The following is a 15,409-nucleotide window of genomic DNA, read 5'->3' as shown; positions in this document are numbered from 1 at the left end:
TAGATGCAAACCCAATCGTTCCACGCATTCGTGGACACTGGGGTGCCATTTTCACACGGTCTGGCATGTGTTCGGACGGAACTGCGGGCGGGCGCAAACCCCTCCGACAGGGCGGACAGGCAGGGTCAAGGGAGGCCAGATTTGGCTCGGCCCAAATCTCTGCCGCAAAAACCGGGAGGCCCTGGCCGACAGGTTTTTGCGGATGGCCCCCTTGAGGCTGACTGGCCGGTCTGTCGCGGCCAGATCATTCCGAGCAGCGATAATCCTTCGGTCGCGAGCGACCGGCAGCTTCGTGAGGTCGCCTCGGGCGATCTGACCGCCGGACCGGGCATTCCTGGAACAAGGATCGGGCCGCCCCCGGATCGTCCTGGGGCGGCCCATCCTCGTCAGAGGATTCAGTCCTGGGGATCTTTCGCGCTCGGCGGGAACATTACCAGTTCCGAGACCGCGACAGGGAAGTCGAGCTTGAGGCTGAAGAACTCCGAGCCGTCCCCGTTGCGGGTGTTGCGGAACATGGCACCCACGCGCTGGAAGCGGGTGCGCTCCTGGCCATCGGTGTCGGTGAACTTGACGGGGACGGTGGCGACGTAGTGGTTGGTCATTTGGGTTACTCCTTGTTGCGATGGGGATCACCCGGCACGGGGGCAAGAGGCCCGGTCGCAAGCGCAAATGCGGAGGGTCCGCGGCCAGCCGTGGAAGCCGTATTTGTGCTTGCCGAAGCGAAGCTGAGGGCACGAACGGGCCGACCCCGTGCGATCCACATCTATGAGCAAAAAGGAGTGATCCGGATGACCCTTGCCACCACGCCAGCGCCACCATCCGCGTCTCGCCGAGCCTGGCCGGGGTGCTGACGCTGCCCGCCCGCGGGGGTGCGATGTTCCGAAACACGCCCGCGGAACCTACAGGTCTTCAGCCTCATGTGCGATGTCTCGACCCCTCGCGTCTTACGCTGCTGACGATGTGTGTGCGGGGCGCACCATCCCCAGCACGCACCGATGCGGATGGGCCGCATTGTGACGGACCGGGTAGAGGGATGACAGTGCTGCCGCCGCGAGCTGCCGGTCACGCGTGCCCGACCACACGCCCCGTGAGACATGACGAAAGGGCCGCGCCAAGCGCGACCCCCTCTCTTCACTCCTGCGACGCCGTCTTCGCCGGGTCCGCAACCCGCATGACCGTCAGGCCTTTCGCTTCCGCCTTCTGCCCGAGGTTCAGCGCGACACCGTTGCCGCCGAAGAGTACAACCCCCGTCGCCGCGAACTTGTCGTCCAGCATTTCGTCGTTGCACTTGAACGGTGCCGCCCGCCCGTGCGCGGACCAGCGCGGATCGAACCGCGCCTGCGCGACACCCCGTGCCCGCGCCCACCGGGCCGCAATCATCTCCGCCCCGTGCTTGCCACCCTTGTGGCAGAGGAAGATCTCCTGGTTGCGGTTCTGCTTGATCCGTTCGCGAACCTTGTCGAGCGTGTTGAAGATCACATCGACATCGGTCCAGTCGGTGGCGCCCGAGACGATCAGGGGCACCCCCTCGACTTTCGACTTCGCGGCAGTTTCGCGGTCGTGCTGCTCCAGGAGCTGCCGTGCCTCGAAAACCGCCCCGGTCTCTTGCGCCCGGACGCTGGCGCGCGAGCCTGCCGCCGGGATGAAGGCGTGACCCGTCTCGATCTCGTAGCATTCCGCCGCCGCCTCGCTCATCACCTCGATTGCGCCGACGATCTCGCGCAGTTGCAGAAAGCGGGCCTGCGCCTCTTCGAGCGCGGTCTCGGCGATCTCCGATCCGTCGTGGGATTTTGCCAGCGCGCCGATCTTGTCGGCGGTGCGGTCGACCTCCTTGCCGAGCGCCACCTTGCGCCGCTGCAGGATCGTCGCGAGTCCATGGGCCAGCGGTTCAATCTCTGCTTCAAGCCCGGTCCCGCGCAGCTGCCCGAGCAAAGCCTCGAAGCTCTCGCGGATGATGCGGTCGGTCAGGATGTGATCTTCTGGGATCGGTAGCTGCGCGTCCTTCTCGGTCAATCCGAAAAGTTCGATGGTCTCGTAGGTGTTTGCAGTGTCGTAAGCCATGTCTGGTCTCCAGTGTTCGGTTCCAAGGCCACCACGTGAGTGTGGGGGCATGGCCGAATGCCTGGTTTCCGAATCTGCCCGGGTCAGGGACGGCGCAGCCGCCGGCTTGCCGGGCGCAAAAGTTTTCTGCGCGCAGCACCGGACACATGCGCACCCTCACGCACGGGACCGCACCGCGCCACGGGCCCCGCCCTCGCCGAAAAGTTTTGTGATCCTTGACGCGGGCTGATTTGGGGGCCATCCGGAGGATATGCTTCCGCACTCATGTGTGTGTGTTTTGACGGTAGGTTTGCCCGACACGAGCAGGCAAACGGCCCGACCGGACGCGGGAGACGGATGAATCGGCGGGATCGTTTTGCCCCGCAAAACAGACCAGAGCGCAATCCGGCGGAGCGGCCAGGGAGGGACGTGCTCGCGAGGCGGGCAAACCGGGATGCCGGGTGCGACGCCGCGGTGAGGCCGCATGGCCGAATGCGCGACGGACCGAAGGGCCGTTCTCCCCTGCGACACGCGAAGCCGAGCAGGGGAGGCCGCAAGGCTGGGACTCAGGTTGATGTGCAGGCGTTAACGCTGCCGACTATACGAGTGTGTTTTCGCCAGCATTCGCCGTGATGGGCGGGAGCCAGTCATTCGCTGCGCCTCGGACGAACGGCAGCGATGCGCAGGAAGTGGACTTCGCAAAGTTGCGGGTTTTGACGGCGGGTGGGGATACATATGCTGCATGCGCATCTGGATAAACCGTCTTTCGCCGTAGATGCAGCCGCCATACATCATCGAGCGGAAGGGATTCGGGACAAGGACAAAACCGTTCTCGCGGTAAGGGTATCGGCGTCGGAATTAACCATTACTTGCCGCTTAGCCACCGCTGGACACGTTGCCAAAGACCTTGTGGCGCATCCGCATTCGCCCTTGCTGCGGGGGCTTCCGGCGCATCGTAATAGCGACCTTTGGCGCGACGGTCGTGAGCCCGTCCTGCTGCAATCTGTTCATCGCTCATATCGCCTGCCCATCGGATATTGCTGTGCTTGATCCAGTAATGCGACCGGCAGGGAAAACTCCAGTTTCCGATGGATGGCGAGAGAGACACAGATACACCGTCATAACCCATCTTCCAATCCGTCGGGCTTAAAGGCGTGACCACTTCACGGCCGCAGCCACAGGCGCATTTATGAACGGCCGTCGCGTAATCCATGGCAAGATAAAGAACGCCCTCCTCAGTCCGCTCGGGGATCGCATCTACAAATTTATGGATAATTTTCTTAATCGTCATCGCGCCTGTCCATGTTGTTTATCATGTTGCCGTCAATCGTGTAGTTGCTGGAATGCTCGCCCTCAAAATCGGCATAAAATCCAACCAGTTTTTTCCATCTGATCACCGCAAGCGTTGCGTTCAGAGCGTTCAGGTCAGCGACTTGGATGTTGGTGGCGTAAGCTTCATCGATCTCTGCTTCGCCCATGCCCACGCGGCGGCGTAGCGGTTCGCGCCGCTCAGCTGTGCTCAGCGTCACCCGCAGCACGCCGACCAAGGCATCGTCGCCCATCTCGATGCCCATACCAACATCGATGAAGGGGATGCCCTGTTCTTCGAGGCGTTCGACTGCCGGGCGTTTGGCGATGCCGGAGTCGACGCACACAAAGACGAAATCCATCTCGTCTAAAAGGTCCGCGTTGGAGGCGTCGAGATAAACCGGGTACGGGACGATCCCCTTGCGCATGGGCTCATACAGCGTCGCGAAGTAATCGACCTTCTTTTTCCGCTCCCGCAGAGTTTCGATACTCGGCGCGCCGGGGCTACGGAAAGCGTTGTGCTGAAGAAAATCATCCCCATCGACGAGATGCAGTTCGCGGATCGGCGTCTTGGCGATCAGATCGAGCACGTAAGAGCCTGTGCCGCCGAGACCGACAATGGCGACCTTGTTCATCGCCAGTTTGTCTGAGAGGGCGCCAATCCCGGCCCGTGTCGAGGCCGTGTCATGGTAGTTGAATACCGGATCGGGGTCATCGGAATTTGCCACCACGTAGCTGCGTGCATCCGCTGTCGGATCGATCTTCCGCGCGGGGGATGCGATCATCTCCACATAGGTGGTCATCTTGTGCTCGTAGTCGCGGTAGCCCTCTTTCGGCTTAGCCGAAAACATATGGTCTACCGTGATGTCTTTACCGAGGCTCTGGCGTTTGCTGGAATGCCTGATGCCTTCGAGTGTTTTGCCGTCCTGATCGCAAGGATGTTCGCCCACGAAATAGGTCTTGTGGTCGCTCGGCGTCATCGTCTCGCCCCCGTTCATCTGCAGAACAGAGACGAGCGAACCAAGCTTTACCTCGCGATTGGCGTTCACGTAGGGCACGCTGGAGATCACGAGGTGGCCACCTTGTACAGCCACCTCGTATCCGCCTTCTTCGAGGGCCTTGAGATCGGCGTTACGACTTATCAGTTGCCGTGACATTGAAGATCATGCCCTCCTTCAGCTTCACGGTATCGCCGTCATCCAGCGTGCCCTCGGGCTTGTTGCCTTGGCCGCGCCGGTACGTGATCGTGAAGCAGATCAACTCGCCCGTGGGCGGGTTTTCGTAAGCAAGGGCGACCAGATCGTCCTCGCCAAGCTCCGTCGCCGTCACCGTCTTCTCGCGGCCATTCACGACAATCGTGTACTCTTTGTCGGGTTTGCCTTTTTCGTCTTTCGCCATGGCTATGACCTTTCTGTTTAACCTTTGGGCGGGAACGGATCGCCACCGTGGCTATCGCTGCTGGCGATCCGTCCGTCGCGGTTGTGGATGCGCAGTTCGCTTTGTTGGTTGCGGCTGATTTCACGTCCGCGATCAACAGCGTCCTGCTTCGTTTCATGGTGGCTGCTTGCGCGGGATGCGCCGCCACGCTTCACATCCCATCCGCCTGCCGGGTTCGGCACGACATGATGGGTCTTCGGTCCCTTAGTCATGTTTCTCATACCTCCTGTTCGTTAGGGGGTGCAGGCACAAAAAGTACGCTTACTCCGAACATCATATATTTGTTGAAAGTCAGAAGTCAAGCACTTAAAGTACGTCTTTACCGAACAAGAAGATCGATGGGGAGGCCGCCACATGACCAACAGCCTGGGAGAGAAGATTCGCCGCTTACGGAAGGAGCAGAAGCTAACGCTCGACAAACTCGCCGAACTCTCCGGCTCCAGCAAAAGCTACATTTGGGAGCTGGAGAACAAGAATCCGCCGCGACCATCTGCGGAAAAGCTGACTAAGATCGCTGAAGTTCTTGGCGTCACGATTGAATACCTGCTCGACGAAAAGCAGGCGATATCAGAAGAGGATGCAGTCGATGTGCAGTTCTATCGCGAATACCGGCACATGGACGCCGACACCAAAGAAAAAATTCGCGAGATGGTAAAGCTATGGGGGAAGCCCGGATGAGCAAGCCAAAGTCGCCACAACGATGGGCATACGATCTGACCATCATCCTGAACACCTTGGGTGGCGACCACCGCTTTCCGGTGAACGTTGGAGCGCTTGCCTACGATTTTTCCAAGCAGCGCTTTCCTGAAGATCCGATAAGTCTTGTGCAGGGCGCCCCGCTGAAAGGGTTCGAGGGCGCCTTGATGAAGGCGCCGCCCGGCGAAAAAGGCTGGGGCATTTTCTACAATTCCGACACAGCGTCGCCGGGACGTATCAACTTTACGCTCGCCCATGAGTTCGGGCACTACCTCCTGCACAGACAGGATCATCCTGACGGTATCCGTTGCAGTTCCGAGGATATGGAACGCTGGGACAGCAACTACCGGCAGATCGAGAAAGAGGCGAACGAGTTTGCCGCAAATCTACTCATGCCGTTGGATGACTTCCGCGCGCAGATCGCCCCGAAATCCCAGCCTGACCTGGAAGCTTTGGGAGAGTGCGCTGATCGCTACGGCGTATCCCTGATCGCAGCGACGCTGCGCTGGCTGCAGTACACCGAGCGCCGTGCAGTTCTTGTGAAGTCTATCGACGGTTTTATTCATTGGGGGTGGTCAAGTGGTCGCGCCTTGCGCACGGGCGCTTATTTCAAAACGTCCGGCCGACCACCAATCGAGATACCGGCAGCTGCGATTCCGGCAACGGATGCAGAGCTAATTAGACGAAAGGCAACGCGAGAGCATGAGGCGGGCGTCTGGTTCAAAGAGCCCTGCACCGAGCATGCTCTGGTCTCCGAAGTCCACGACTTTGCGCTTTCCCTTATCCATCTTGGGGATGCACCATCACGCTTCGAACTTTCCGAAGAGGCCGAGGAAGACACATACGACCGTATGATGAGCCGCACGCCCGGCTCTTCTTGGCTGAGCTAGAAAAGCCCCAAAGACTGATCTATTAAATTAGATCGTAAACAGAGTATGATCTATAAAAGCAGATCATGCCTTGAAATTGCAAGTCTTACATGATACATTTAAGTAGATCAGGCGCTTAGCTTGATGTGCAGGATTATATCAAAATGAGCTATGAGAGCGAGAAACTGGCAGCGACACTGAAGGCTGCGCGCGAGAAGAAGGGGCTTAGCCAGCGCGCGCTAAGCGCCCGTGCAGGCGTGCCGCAGTCGCACATCTCCAAGATCGAGAGCGGCGCTGTGAACCTGACGGTCTCAAGTCTGACCGCCATCGCAAACGCTCTTGGTCTGGAGCTGGCGCTCGTGCCGCGCAAGGCCGCACCCGCCGTCAGAACGATCACTCGCAGCGTAGGCGATGCGCCCAAGGCAACGCCCGAAACGCACAAGGAGTTTACGCAGCTGGCCAAGCAGCTTGAGCACATCCAGTCACTCAAGATCGACAATTCAGCCATCCAGAATCTGCAGCGACAGTTTCGGGAGCTGCGCCAGTTCGAAAATCTTATCCGGAACACTGACACATTGCGCAGCATCCGCGAGGCACTCAAAACCGTGGATAACCCGGGCGGCCTTAAAACCCTGCAAGACGCGTCCAAGCAGATGAACAGTTTCCGCAACGCCCTCGCACACGGCATGGCCGATGAGGATCGGGCGCGCCCGGCGCGTCCCGCTTACCGCCTAGATGGAGATAACGATGAGTAGTGTCTCCGTCCTTAACGTCAATCTTTATGGCGCGCCCATCGGCACACTTACCAATCTCGGGGGTGATCGCACCATCTTTGCCTTCACCGACGAGTATATTGCCGACCTAGACAGGGCGACCCTTGGTCTTGCCTTCAAGGATGAATTCGGGGAGCTCTATACGGATTTTCGTCCGTATCAGAAACGCGTCATGCCCTTCTTCTCGAACCTTCTGCCCGAAGGGCACTTGCGCAAATACCTGGCGGAACAGGCAGGCGTGAATCCCGAACGTGAATTCTATCTGCTCTGGGCGCTCGGCCACGACCTGCCCGGCGCGATCACGATCGCCCCGGCCGATGGTGAAGCCTGGCCGCCTGATGTTGCCGGTGGCGACGATGATCACGGCGATGATCGTCGCGAGAACGCGCTGCGGTTTTCGCTGGCGGGTGTTCAGCTCAAGTTCTCGGCGGTGATGGGAGCAACTGGTGGCCTGACCATTCCCGCTTCCGGCGTCGGGGGCTCCTGGATCGTGAAGCTCCCCTCCCGTGAATTCGCGGGCGTACCCGAAAATGAATTCTCGATGATGAAGCTGGCGAGCCTTATTGGCATGAATGTGCCTGCCATTGATCTCGTGGGGATCGATGCGATCAAGAACCTGCCCGAAGGAATCGATAAGATCGGCAGCCATGCCTTTGTGATCGAGCGCTTTGATCGCCTGTCCGACGGATCACGCGTGCATATTGAGGATTTTGCACAGGTCTACGGGCTCTACCCAGAAGATAAGTACGGCAATGGCACATTCCGGAACATCGCCCAGGTAATCGCCGCCGAAGGCAATGATGCCGACATCACCGAGTATGTCCGGCGTCTGACCTTCAACATGCTGATCGGCAATGCCGACATGCACATGAAAAACTGGTCGCTGATCTATCCGGACCGGCGGTATGTCTCACTCGCACCGGCCTATGATTTTGTGGCGACCGTGCCCTACATCCCAGGCGATGCGACCAACATGAAGATCAGTCGTGCGCGTGTCTTCTCAGCGTTTTCAGTTGACGAGTTAGAACACCTTGCCGTCAAAGCATCGATCCCGAGAAAGATGGCAATCGACGCAGCCAAAGAGACGGTTCAACTTTTTCGGGAGCATTGGGAAACAGAAGCGGCACACCTGCCGATGAGTGATGATGTCAGGGCGGCGGTAGAGGCGCACATGCAGACGGTGCCCATCCTGGAAGAACTGTCATAGCGCAAGAGGTTCCTGACTCACCAGCAAAGCAGGGCGGAGGCCGGTGCCCTGTTCTTCTGCGCCGCCGCACCCCCATCAGCAAGTGAGGGGTGACGGACGGCTCCGGCGAAGCAAGGCGATAGATGTTAGCTTGCGGCGTTTGGCAGGTTCCAGATTTTCTTGGCGTTCTCGAACAAGTCGCCCGATCGTTCTCTGATCTTTGCCTCGTTCCAGCTGTCATGTTCGCAAAGGCGCTTGTTGAGATAGAGACAGGATGAGTTTGCAAAGATCGCTATCTGCGCTCCGCTTCCCTTGGTGCTTGCCACAGCATCAGCCGGCGCCGCCACCGCCTGCTGCATGACGGCTCTGGGCCTACTCCGACAACTAACCTGAGCATAATTTCCTTCACGCCATCTCTAAACTACACCAGCACAGCAAAAGGGGAACCGTGGTCCCACGGCTCCCCTTTCGGTTCAGATCGTCTCACCTCGCGCGCTGATCAGGCAACCAGCGACAGCCCCGTGCCTGCATCCTGCGGCTGCTCACCGCTGTCGATGAACGGGATGATCGAGAAGGTCTGGCCACCGCGCTGCTCCTCGTTTTGCACGGCGTTGACGCGCAGGTCGCCATCAGGCGTGTTGATCAGCAGCGACAGGTAGTCGTTGCCCGTGCGGCTGCTTTTCGCCATCCAGGCCGAGCCGACGCGGATCAGCGTGCCCCGGGGCGAGCTGACCTCGATCCGGTAATCGGGGTGGGTCTCCTCGGTCTTGTAGCTGTTCTCGATCAGCATGAACTCCAGATCGAACATCATGTTGGCGATGTAGCCGGTGAAGGCGTTGTCTGCGTCCATCGCGGTGAGCTCGCCCGAGATCGAGCCGGATTTCATCAGGCCGTTCGAGACCAGCGGGATGATCTCGAATGCGCCGCTCTGGGCCGCGCGCGCCTCTTTCGTCTGCACCGCGTTGACCCGGAACGGGCCCAAGCCGACATCGATCTGCATCGAGATGTAGGGATTGCCACTGGTATTGCCGGTCTCGTTCCAGGCCGTGCCGATGCGCACCTTGCGGCCTGACTTGTTCACCGCCGTCACGTCAAAATCCGGGCTGCGCGCGGACATTTTCGGGCGGGTTTCAAGCTGGATGGCGATATCAAAGCGCGTCGAGTGGATCATGCCGGTGTACTGAGCGGCTGCGGTCTCGACATTGCGGGTGAGGGTTCCTGCGAACATGGGATGGTTCCTTCTTTGATTGGCCGGTGCCTGACGTCCTTGCCAGCGCATCCGGGATTGCTTTCTCGACCCCTTGAGGGATCACAAATCAAAAAGCTTGCTTTCCTTTCAGCCCCGCCCACGGGTCAGAGCTGCCGTCCGAGTGGGAATGCCCCCGCGCCTCCGGGTGCTACGCCCCTCCCCTGCCCGTCTGGTCTGGCTGCCCGGATTTTCCGCGCTGTCCTCCGATCGCGCGATGAAGAACTCCACCTCTTTGCCGTTCAACCGGTGCCCTTCCCGGTCGGTCAGACCGATGCAGCTGCCGTTCGGCAGATAGGTGATGAGGTACTGACCGAGCCGGTCCTTGTGCACAACATAGCCGGTATTGGCCCAATGCACGGTCTGGCCGGCATCGACGGCGGCCTTGATGTCTTCGAGTGTCATGCGAACCTCCTCAAGAAGAATGGTGGGGAAACGACGCAAGAAGCCCGATCGTCCGACCAGGCTTCCATACAGCATTTGTTTGGCAAACGGCCGAGAGCTGTCAGACACCTTGCGTGGCTTGCGTCGCGCGCGCCGCCATCCAATTCTTCAGACCAAGAACCGTTCGTCCGGCGGCGACCTCGGAGGCCCAGGCAACCCTTGGGTCGCCGCAGGACTCATCGCCAGAATGCCGGTCGATATGGCCATTGGCCATCCATGGCTCGGGCTGGATCCGCCGCAGCCAGTCCGCCATGCTCGGGATGCGGCCCTGGCAGTCTTCACGGACATGCTGCTCGCCGATCCAGCGCACGGGTATGTCCCGACCCGCGCTATTGGTCAGGGTCAGACCGAAGACACGTTCGGCCTCGAACAGGCCTTGAGCATGATGACGCAAGGCGCGGTGCGTGAAGAGGGCGAGGTGTTCTTTCGAAGCGTCGAACCAGTCGTGGATGGCCTGATAGTCAGACGGCACCCCGCCGAATTTCCGGGCCGAGCTTTCGGCATGATGCAGCGGATGCGCCATATCAAAGCCCCTCATCATAGCTGTGCGAGCATTCGACATAGCGGTCCGCATGATCGAGCGTGATGCTGTCTGCTGCAATGTCCCACGTCAGCGTGCCATAGCCGCCCTCGTTGTTCTCGAACCCCGGGTGATGGTGATAAGCGAGCGACCAGGCGAAATCGCCCACCGTGGTCGCAAGCGGTTCCGGCAGTTGGACCTCTGCAGGCTGCACGGTCACATCCTCGACATTGCCGGAGTCGCCATAGCCTTCGTATTCGGCGGTCACTTCGCTGATGCCAAGCGCACGTAGTTGCGTGAGCACCTCCGTTCGGGATGCCTTCAGGGTGGTTTCGCGCTCTGCACGCCACTGAGCCGCCATTGCGGCATAGTCGATCTGGGGATTGGTCATGGGTCTGTCCTCTTGTCTGAAGTTGGGGGGGCCGGGCGTAGCACTGGTCTACCCGCGCCCGGAAAGCGCAGACCGGTGAAACCCAGATCCGCGACGCCCGACCGGAAGCCCGCTTTGACTTTTCAGGCGGCTTGTTCTGCCGCTCTGGCGGCTCCCTGCCCCACGATCCGGGCCAGAATGCCCGCTGTGTCGTTCCCGTCCCCATGCGGCAGGAACACCCGCAGCTGGAATGCGATGATTTCGGTGAAACACCCCATTGCCTTGAGGCCGTCGATCATGCCCCGATCCGCGCCGCCCAGCTCGAGGCGCATCTCGCCTGCGACACGGCGACGGGTCAAGGTGAGACCCCGGCCCAGATCGACAGGCGCGGTGGTGCCGAGGACAGCGGTCAACATCTCCTGCGGCGTTTGCGGATTGGAGACGAGGAAGCGGGCGCGCAGCGCGGCCGCCCCTTCCTCGCTCAACGTGCGCCCGATCATGGCGGTCGCCCCGTCGGGCGTGACCCGGTAGATGCGCTCATTGGTGGTCGGAATGTCCTTCCAGATCGGCAGCAAGAGACCGGTCAGCAGGTAGAGCTTGGTCGTAGTGGTTTTTGGCAGGGACGCTGCCTCGGCATCCCAAAGCCTTGCAAACTCGGGCCTTCCGATGTCTTCCCAGGCCGAGGACTCAAACCGTGCCTCTTCGAGATAGCTCGACCCGTTTGGCCGCACCGCCTTACGCATCAGCGTCACGATGTCCTCGTCATACATCTGCATGGGCCGCGCCGAGATGAGCGCCGCGCGACCGGAGGCGCGATTGACCATCGGCAGCTTGTCGGGATTGCGCGACATGGCCTCTTCGGCCCCAAGGACGTGGACCGGGTCGGTGACCTCCAGCCCGACGATCCGCGTCACGGCGCCGGATTTCGGGCAGGTCCAGAGATCCTCTGTGGAGACCTGTTCGATCTTTTCGCCACGCAGGGTTTCCACGCCGAGATCGAGCGTGCCCGCCGCTCGCGCCCGCTCAGACTGATCGGCAATCCGCCTCATGAATTCCGCAAAGAGCGCGTTCTGCATGTGGATGGGCAGGGCCAGAACCCGGTTCAGAAACCGCTGGATCGGCGGCAGCTCTTCGAGCAGCACCCCATCCTTGTCGATCAGCCGCAGCGCTGTCCAGTCGGTGAAGCTCTCGTAGCTCATCGCCTCGGCGCGCCCAGCGGCAAGATCGGCGAAATACCCACGCAGCGCCGCCCGTGCGATCGGGCTTTCGAGATTGTCCTCCTCGCGGAACATGCCCTGCGAGCCGGTCTCGCGCTGACCCTTGGTCAAGGCCCCCAGCTGGTCGAGGCGTTTGGCAATCGTCGAGGTGAAACGCTTCTCTCCATGCACATCCGAGGTGCAGACCCGGAAGAAGGGCGCGCTGACCTGAGCCGAGCGATGCGTGCGCCCGAGCCCCTGGATGGCCGCATCCGCGCGCCAGCCGGGCTCCAGAAGATAGTGCCGCCGCCGTTTCTGGTTCTTCGCCGTTTGGGCCGCATGGTAAGATCGGCCCGTGCCGCCTGCATCGGAGAAGATCAGGATATCCTTCTCGCCGTCCATGAAGGCTTGGGTCTCCGACGAATTGCTGCTGGCGCTGCGCTTTTCGATGAAAAGATGGCCGTCCTCGGCCCTGAGGGGCCGGATCGACCGCCCCGTGACTTCAGCGACGGCCTCGTCGCCAAAAGCCCAGAGGATCTGATCCAGCGCCGAAGGGATCGGGGCCAGCGTCATCAACTCCATCATGGCCGCATCGCGCAGGGCAAGCGCTTCGCGGGAGACAACCAGCGCGCCAGTTTCATCGCGGAGCGGCTCGGCCACCATATTGCCGTCGATCTCGACAAGCTTTTGCGCATGGATTGGGAAGGCCTGTTCGAGGTATCCCAGGACGTAGTCACGCGGCGTCAAGGCACCCTCGACGAGCTCGTCCTCCGGATCCATCGTCTCAAGTCGCCGCTTCAGCAGGCTCTCGCCTGTCGAAACCACCTGGATGACGCAAGCCTTGCCCGCTGCCAGATCGTCCTTGATCGCGCGGATGATGGTCGGGGCTTTCATGCCCATCAGGAGATGGTTGAAGAAGCGCTGTTTCGTGCTCTCGAAGCGGGACTTGGCCGAGGCGCGAGCAGCCGAGGCATTGGTCTCTCCCGAAGCATCATTGACGCCGGTCGCAGTCAACGCAGCCTCGAGATTGTGGTGGATCGTCCGAAACGCACCCGCATAGGCGTCGTAGATCTCGATCTGGGCCGGGGTGAGCGCGTGTTCGAGCACGTCATATTCCACGCCATCGAAGCTGAGGGCGCGGGCCGTGTAGAGGCCGAGCGTCTTGAGGTCGCGTGCGACCACCTCCATGGCGGCAACGCCGCCGGCTTCCATCGCCGAGACGAAACTCTCGCGGCTCGGGAAGGGGTATTCGGGGCCCTGCCCCCAGAGCCCCAGCCGCGCGGCATAGGCCAGGTTGTGCACGCTCGTGGCACCCGTGGCCGAGATGTAAAAGACGCGTGCGCGTGGTGCGGCCAGTTGCAGCCGCAGGCCCGCAAGGCCCTGCTGCGAGGGTTTGACCCCCCTGCCCTGCTCGGATCCAGCCGCGTTCTGCATGGCATGGGCCTCATCAAAAGCGAGGACGCCTTCAAAGTCGTCGCCCATCCACTCAAAGATCTGGCTCAGCCGCGTGGTGCCGCATTTGCCCGCCGAGCGCAGCGTGGCGTAGGTGACGAAGAGAATGCCGTCCCCCATCGGGATGGACTGGTCGGGTTTCCATTTGGAGAGCGGCTGGATGTCGGCGGGCGAGCCGCCAAGATCGGTCCAGTCGCGGATGGCGTCCTCGATGAGCGTCGCGGATTTGGAGACCCAGATCGCCTTTCTGCGTCCGGCCAGCCAGTTGACAAGGATGAGCCCCGCGCATTCGCGGCCCTTGCCGCAACCGGTGCCGTCGCCGAGAAAGTACCCAAGGCGATAGGCCCGTGCGTCTGGGTCATCATCGGCGCGCGTCAGCTTGGTCTGGTCGTCATCGATGGTAAACCGACCGGGCAGGTCGCGCCCATGGGCATCATGCGCCATGATGATGGTTTCCAGCTGCGCCTCGGAAAGATCTCCCTCGTCGATCAACCGTCCGGGCAGGCGCAAGTCATCACTGCCCGTGTTTGAGGGCATGGGCGGGGCCACAGAGGCCATGGCGATGCTTTCAACGAGCGGGGTGGGATGTTCCTGCGCACCTGCGATCTCGATCCGCTGCGGACGGTAGCGCGCGTAGATGTCCGAGATGGGCGTGTTGTCGCGCGGGGTCTCAAGTCTCGTGAAAACTAGCGGGACAACGGCATTGGCCCGGGAATTGGAGGGGGCGACAGGCGCAGCGGCGGTCTTGCGCGGGGCAGAGGATGCAACGGTCGGTCGAGCATGAGGGATCGCTTCAACCCGTTGAGCGGGGCGCATCTCGGTCCGGGTTGCGGCCACGGCATCGACATATGCCAAGGCTTCATCCAGATCCCGCACAGGGACGCGGATCATCTCGCCATCCTCCTGCACCTTGTCGAAGACCATCAGCTGGGTTTCGACAGAGGTGCCGAGCTTCCTGTAGACCTGTCCCGGCATCGTCAGCGCCAGTCGCGGCGTGAGGAGACCGCAGGCGCGGGACCAATGCGCGGCATCGCGTTCGGGCGTGAATCCCGGCGGCATGATCGCCACAAGCCGCCCGCCGGGTGCCAGGCGCTTTGCAGCCGCGATGAGATGCTTGGCGGCGATGTGCTTGTCTCGGGAGCGATCGACCGAGGAGGCGAAGGGCGGGTTCATCACCACGACGTCGGGTAGAACCGGCGTCTGCAGCAGATCATCGATATGCTCGCCGTCATCGCCTGTGACCTCGCCGCCGAAAACCGCGCGCAGGAGGCGCTGGCGAAAGGGGTCGATTTCATTGAGCACAAGCGTGGCACCGGCCCGGGCGGCGATAGCGGCCAGGGCACCGGTGCCAGCCGAGGGCTCCAGCACGGTCTCGCCCTTGCGGATCGCCGCGGCCCGCACCGCCATGGTCGCGAATGCCAGCGGCGTGGAAAACTGCTGCAGCCGGATCTGCTGCTCTGACCGGCGCGTTTCCGTCAGGAGCCGTGAGGCAAGCAGCTTTGCAGCGTCGATGTCACCTGAAGCACCTTCCCCACGCAGCAGCACCTGGATGGCCGCAGCCTGCATTAGATCATAGGCCATGCGCCAGTCCCAGGCACCGCTGCCATGAAACGTCTCGCGCATAATGCGCGCGAGCGCTGAGCTGCGCAGGGGTTGGTGGTCGACCTCCGTGCCGATCTGCTCGAGGGCAGAGACGAAGTTAGCTTTGGATTCTACAGGATTGGGGAGCGTTGAGCAGGGCTTGGACATGGGAAATTTCCTTTGGATCAGGGTCTGAGTTCCAAAGGACAAAAAGCCCGCTTCCGTAATGGGGCGGGCCTCTGTCAAGGGTTTCGGGCAAGTCAAAAATCCCGGCGAAGATCTCATTCTTCT

15 protein-coding genes and 1 pseudogene are annotated in these 15,409 nt (G+C 61.2%); 4 read left to right on the top strand and 12 right to left on the bottom strand.

The window, feature by feature from the left end; all coding sequences use genetic code 11:
* Window positions 1-395: 395 nt before the first annotated feature.
* The 6 genes from H1S03_RS16700 to H1S03_RS16675 all read right to left on the bottom strand — a co-directional run bounded on the left by H1S03_RS16700 (window position 396) and on the right by H1S03_RS16675 (window position 4,997).
* Window positions 396-602 (bottom strand): hypothetical protein, encoded by a 207-nt coding sequence (locus H1S03_RS16700; protein ID WP_007120662.1) that lies wholly within the window; start codon window positions 600-602, stop codon window positions 396-398.
* Window positions 603-1,131: 529 nt separating this feature from the next.
* A complete protein-coding gene (locus H1S03_RS16695; protein WP_166194724.1) occupies window positions 1,132-2,061 on the bottom strand; it encodes a DUF2493 domain-containing protein in 930 nt (309 codons plus the stop codon).
* Window positions 2,062-2,905: 844 nt separating this feature from the next.
* Complete coding sequence (locus tag H1S03_RS16690) at window positions 2,906-3,331, bottom strand: ubiquitination-like system serine protease family protein (RefSeq protein ID WP_166194721.1); 426 nt, start codon at window positions 3,329-3,331, stop codon at window positions 2,906-2,908.
* Window positions 3,321-4,505 (bottom strand): ThiF family adenylyltransferase, encoded by a 1,185-nt coding sequence (locus tag H1S03_RS16685; protein WP_166194718.1) that lies wholly within the window; start codon window positions 4,503-4,505, stop codon window positions 3,321-3,323. The genes H1S03_RS16690 and H1S03_RS16685 overlap by 11 nt, the downstream gene beginning before the upstream one ends.
* On the bottom strand, window positions 4,480-4,746 hold the full coding sequence (locus H1S03_RS16680) for a multiubiquitin domain-containing protein (protein WP_166194715.1): 267 nt from the start codon (window positions 4,744-4,746) through the stop codon (window positions 4,480-4,482). The genes H1S03_RS16685 and H1S03_RS16680 overlap by 26 nt, the downstream gene beginning before the upstream one ends.
* A gap of 17 nt (window positions 4,747-4,763) precedes the next feature.
* Complete coding sequence (locus H1S03_RS16675; RefSeq protein WP_166194712.1) at window positions 4,764-4,997, bottom strand: DUF2188 domain-containing protein; 234 nt, start codon at window positions 4,995-4,997, stop codon at window positions 4,764-4,766.
* A gap of 142 nt (window positions 4,998-5,139) precedes the next feature.
* Here H1S03_RS16675 and H1S03_RS16670 point away from each other — a divergent pair, with 142 nt between their 5' ends.
* From H1S03_RS16670 to H1S03_RS16655, 4 genes are all read left to right on the top strand, one after another.
* Window positions 5,140-5,463, top strand: coding sequence for a helix-turn-helix domain-containing protein (locus H1S03_RS16670; protein WP_067920594.1), 324 nt, complete (start codon window positions 5,140-5,142; stop codon window positions 5,461-5,463).
* A complete protein-coding gene (locus H1S03_RS16665; RefSeq protein ID WP_166194709.1) occupies window positions 5,460-6,371 on the top strand; it encodes an ImmA/IrrE family metallo-endopeptidase in 912 nt (303 codons plus the stop codon). Before H1S03_RS16670 ends, H1S03_RS16665 begins: the two co-directional genes overlap by 4 nt.
* A 143-nt stretch (window positions 6,372-6,514) precedes the next feature.
* A complete protein-coding gene (locus H1S03_RS16660; protein WP_166194706.1) occupies window positions 6,515-7,105 on the top strand; it encodes a helix-turn-helix domain-containing protein in 591 nt (196 codons plus the stop codon).
* Window positions 7,098-8,330, top strand: a complete 1,233-nt coding sequence (locus tag H1S03_RS16655; RefSeq protein WP_166194703.1) for a type II toxin-antitoxin system HipA family toxin — start codon at window positions 7,098-7,100, stop codon at window positions 8,328-8,330. The genes H1S03_RS16660 and H1S03_RS16655 overlap by 8 nt, the downstream gene beginning before the upstream one ends.
* Window positions 8,331-8,455: 125 nt before the next feature.
* Here the strand turns inward: H1S03_RS16655 and H1S03_RS16650 are convergent, their stop codons facing one another.
* The 6 genes and pseudogenes from H1S03_RS16650 to H1S03_RS16625 all read right to left on the bottom strand — a co-directional run bounded on the left by H1S03_RS16650 (window position 8,456) and on the right by H1S03_RS16625 (window position 15,286).
* On the bottom strand, window positions 8,456-8,668 hold the full coding sequence (locus H1S03_RS16650; RefSeq protein ID WP_166194700.1) for a GmrSD restriction endonuclease domain-containing protein: 213 nt from the start codon (window positions 8,666-8,668) through the stop codon (window positions 8,456-8,458).
* 140 nt (window positions 8,669-8,808) lie between these two features.
* On the bottom strand, window positions 8,809-9,537 hold the full coding sequence (locus H1S03_RS16645; protein ID WP_166194697.1) for a DUF736 family protein: 729 nt from the start codon (window positions 9,535-9,537) through the stop codon (window positions 8,809-8,811).
* 125 nt (window positions 9,538-9,662) lie between these two features.
* Window positions 9,663-9,960 (bottom strand): annotated as a pseudogene (locus H1S03_RS16640) (hypothetical protein).
* Between the two features lie 100 nt (window positions 9,961-10,060).
* Entirely contained in the window at window positions 10,061-10,522 is a 462-nt protein-coding gene (locus H1S03_RS16635) for a DUF6915 family protein (RefSeq protein ID WP_166194691.1), read from the bottom strand.
* Between the two features lies 1 nt (window position 10,523).
* Complete coding sequence (locus H1S03_RS16630; protein ID WP_166194688.1) at window positions 10,524-10,910, bottom strand: DUF6878 family protein; 387 nt, start codon at window positions 10,908-10,910, stop codon at window positions 10,524-10,526.
* Window positions 10,911-11,032: 122 nt separating this feature from the next.
* Complete coding sequence (locus H1S03_RS16625) at window positions 11,033-15,286, bottom strand: strawberry notch family protein (RefSeq protein ID WP_185805252.1); 4,254 nt, start codon at window positions 15,284-15,286, stop codon at window positions 11,033-11,035.
* Between the last annotated feature and the right edge of the window lie 123 nt (window positions 15,287-15,409).

This window comes from Pontivivens nitratireducens, from assembly GCF_014235845.1.
GTDB lineage: Bacteria > Pseudomonadota > Alphaproteobacteria > Rhodobacterales > Rhodobacteraceae > Pontivivens > Pontivivens nitratireducens.
This window is presented reverse-complemented; position numbering and strand designations above follow the sequence as displayed.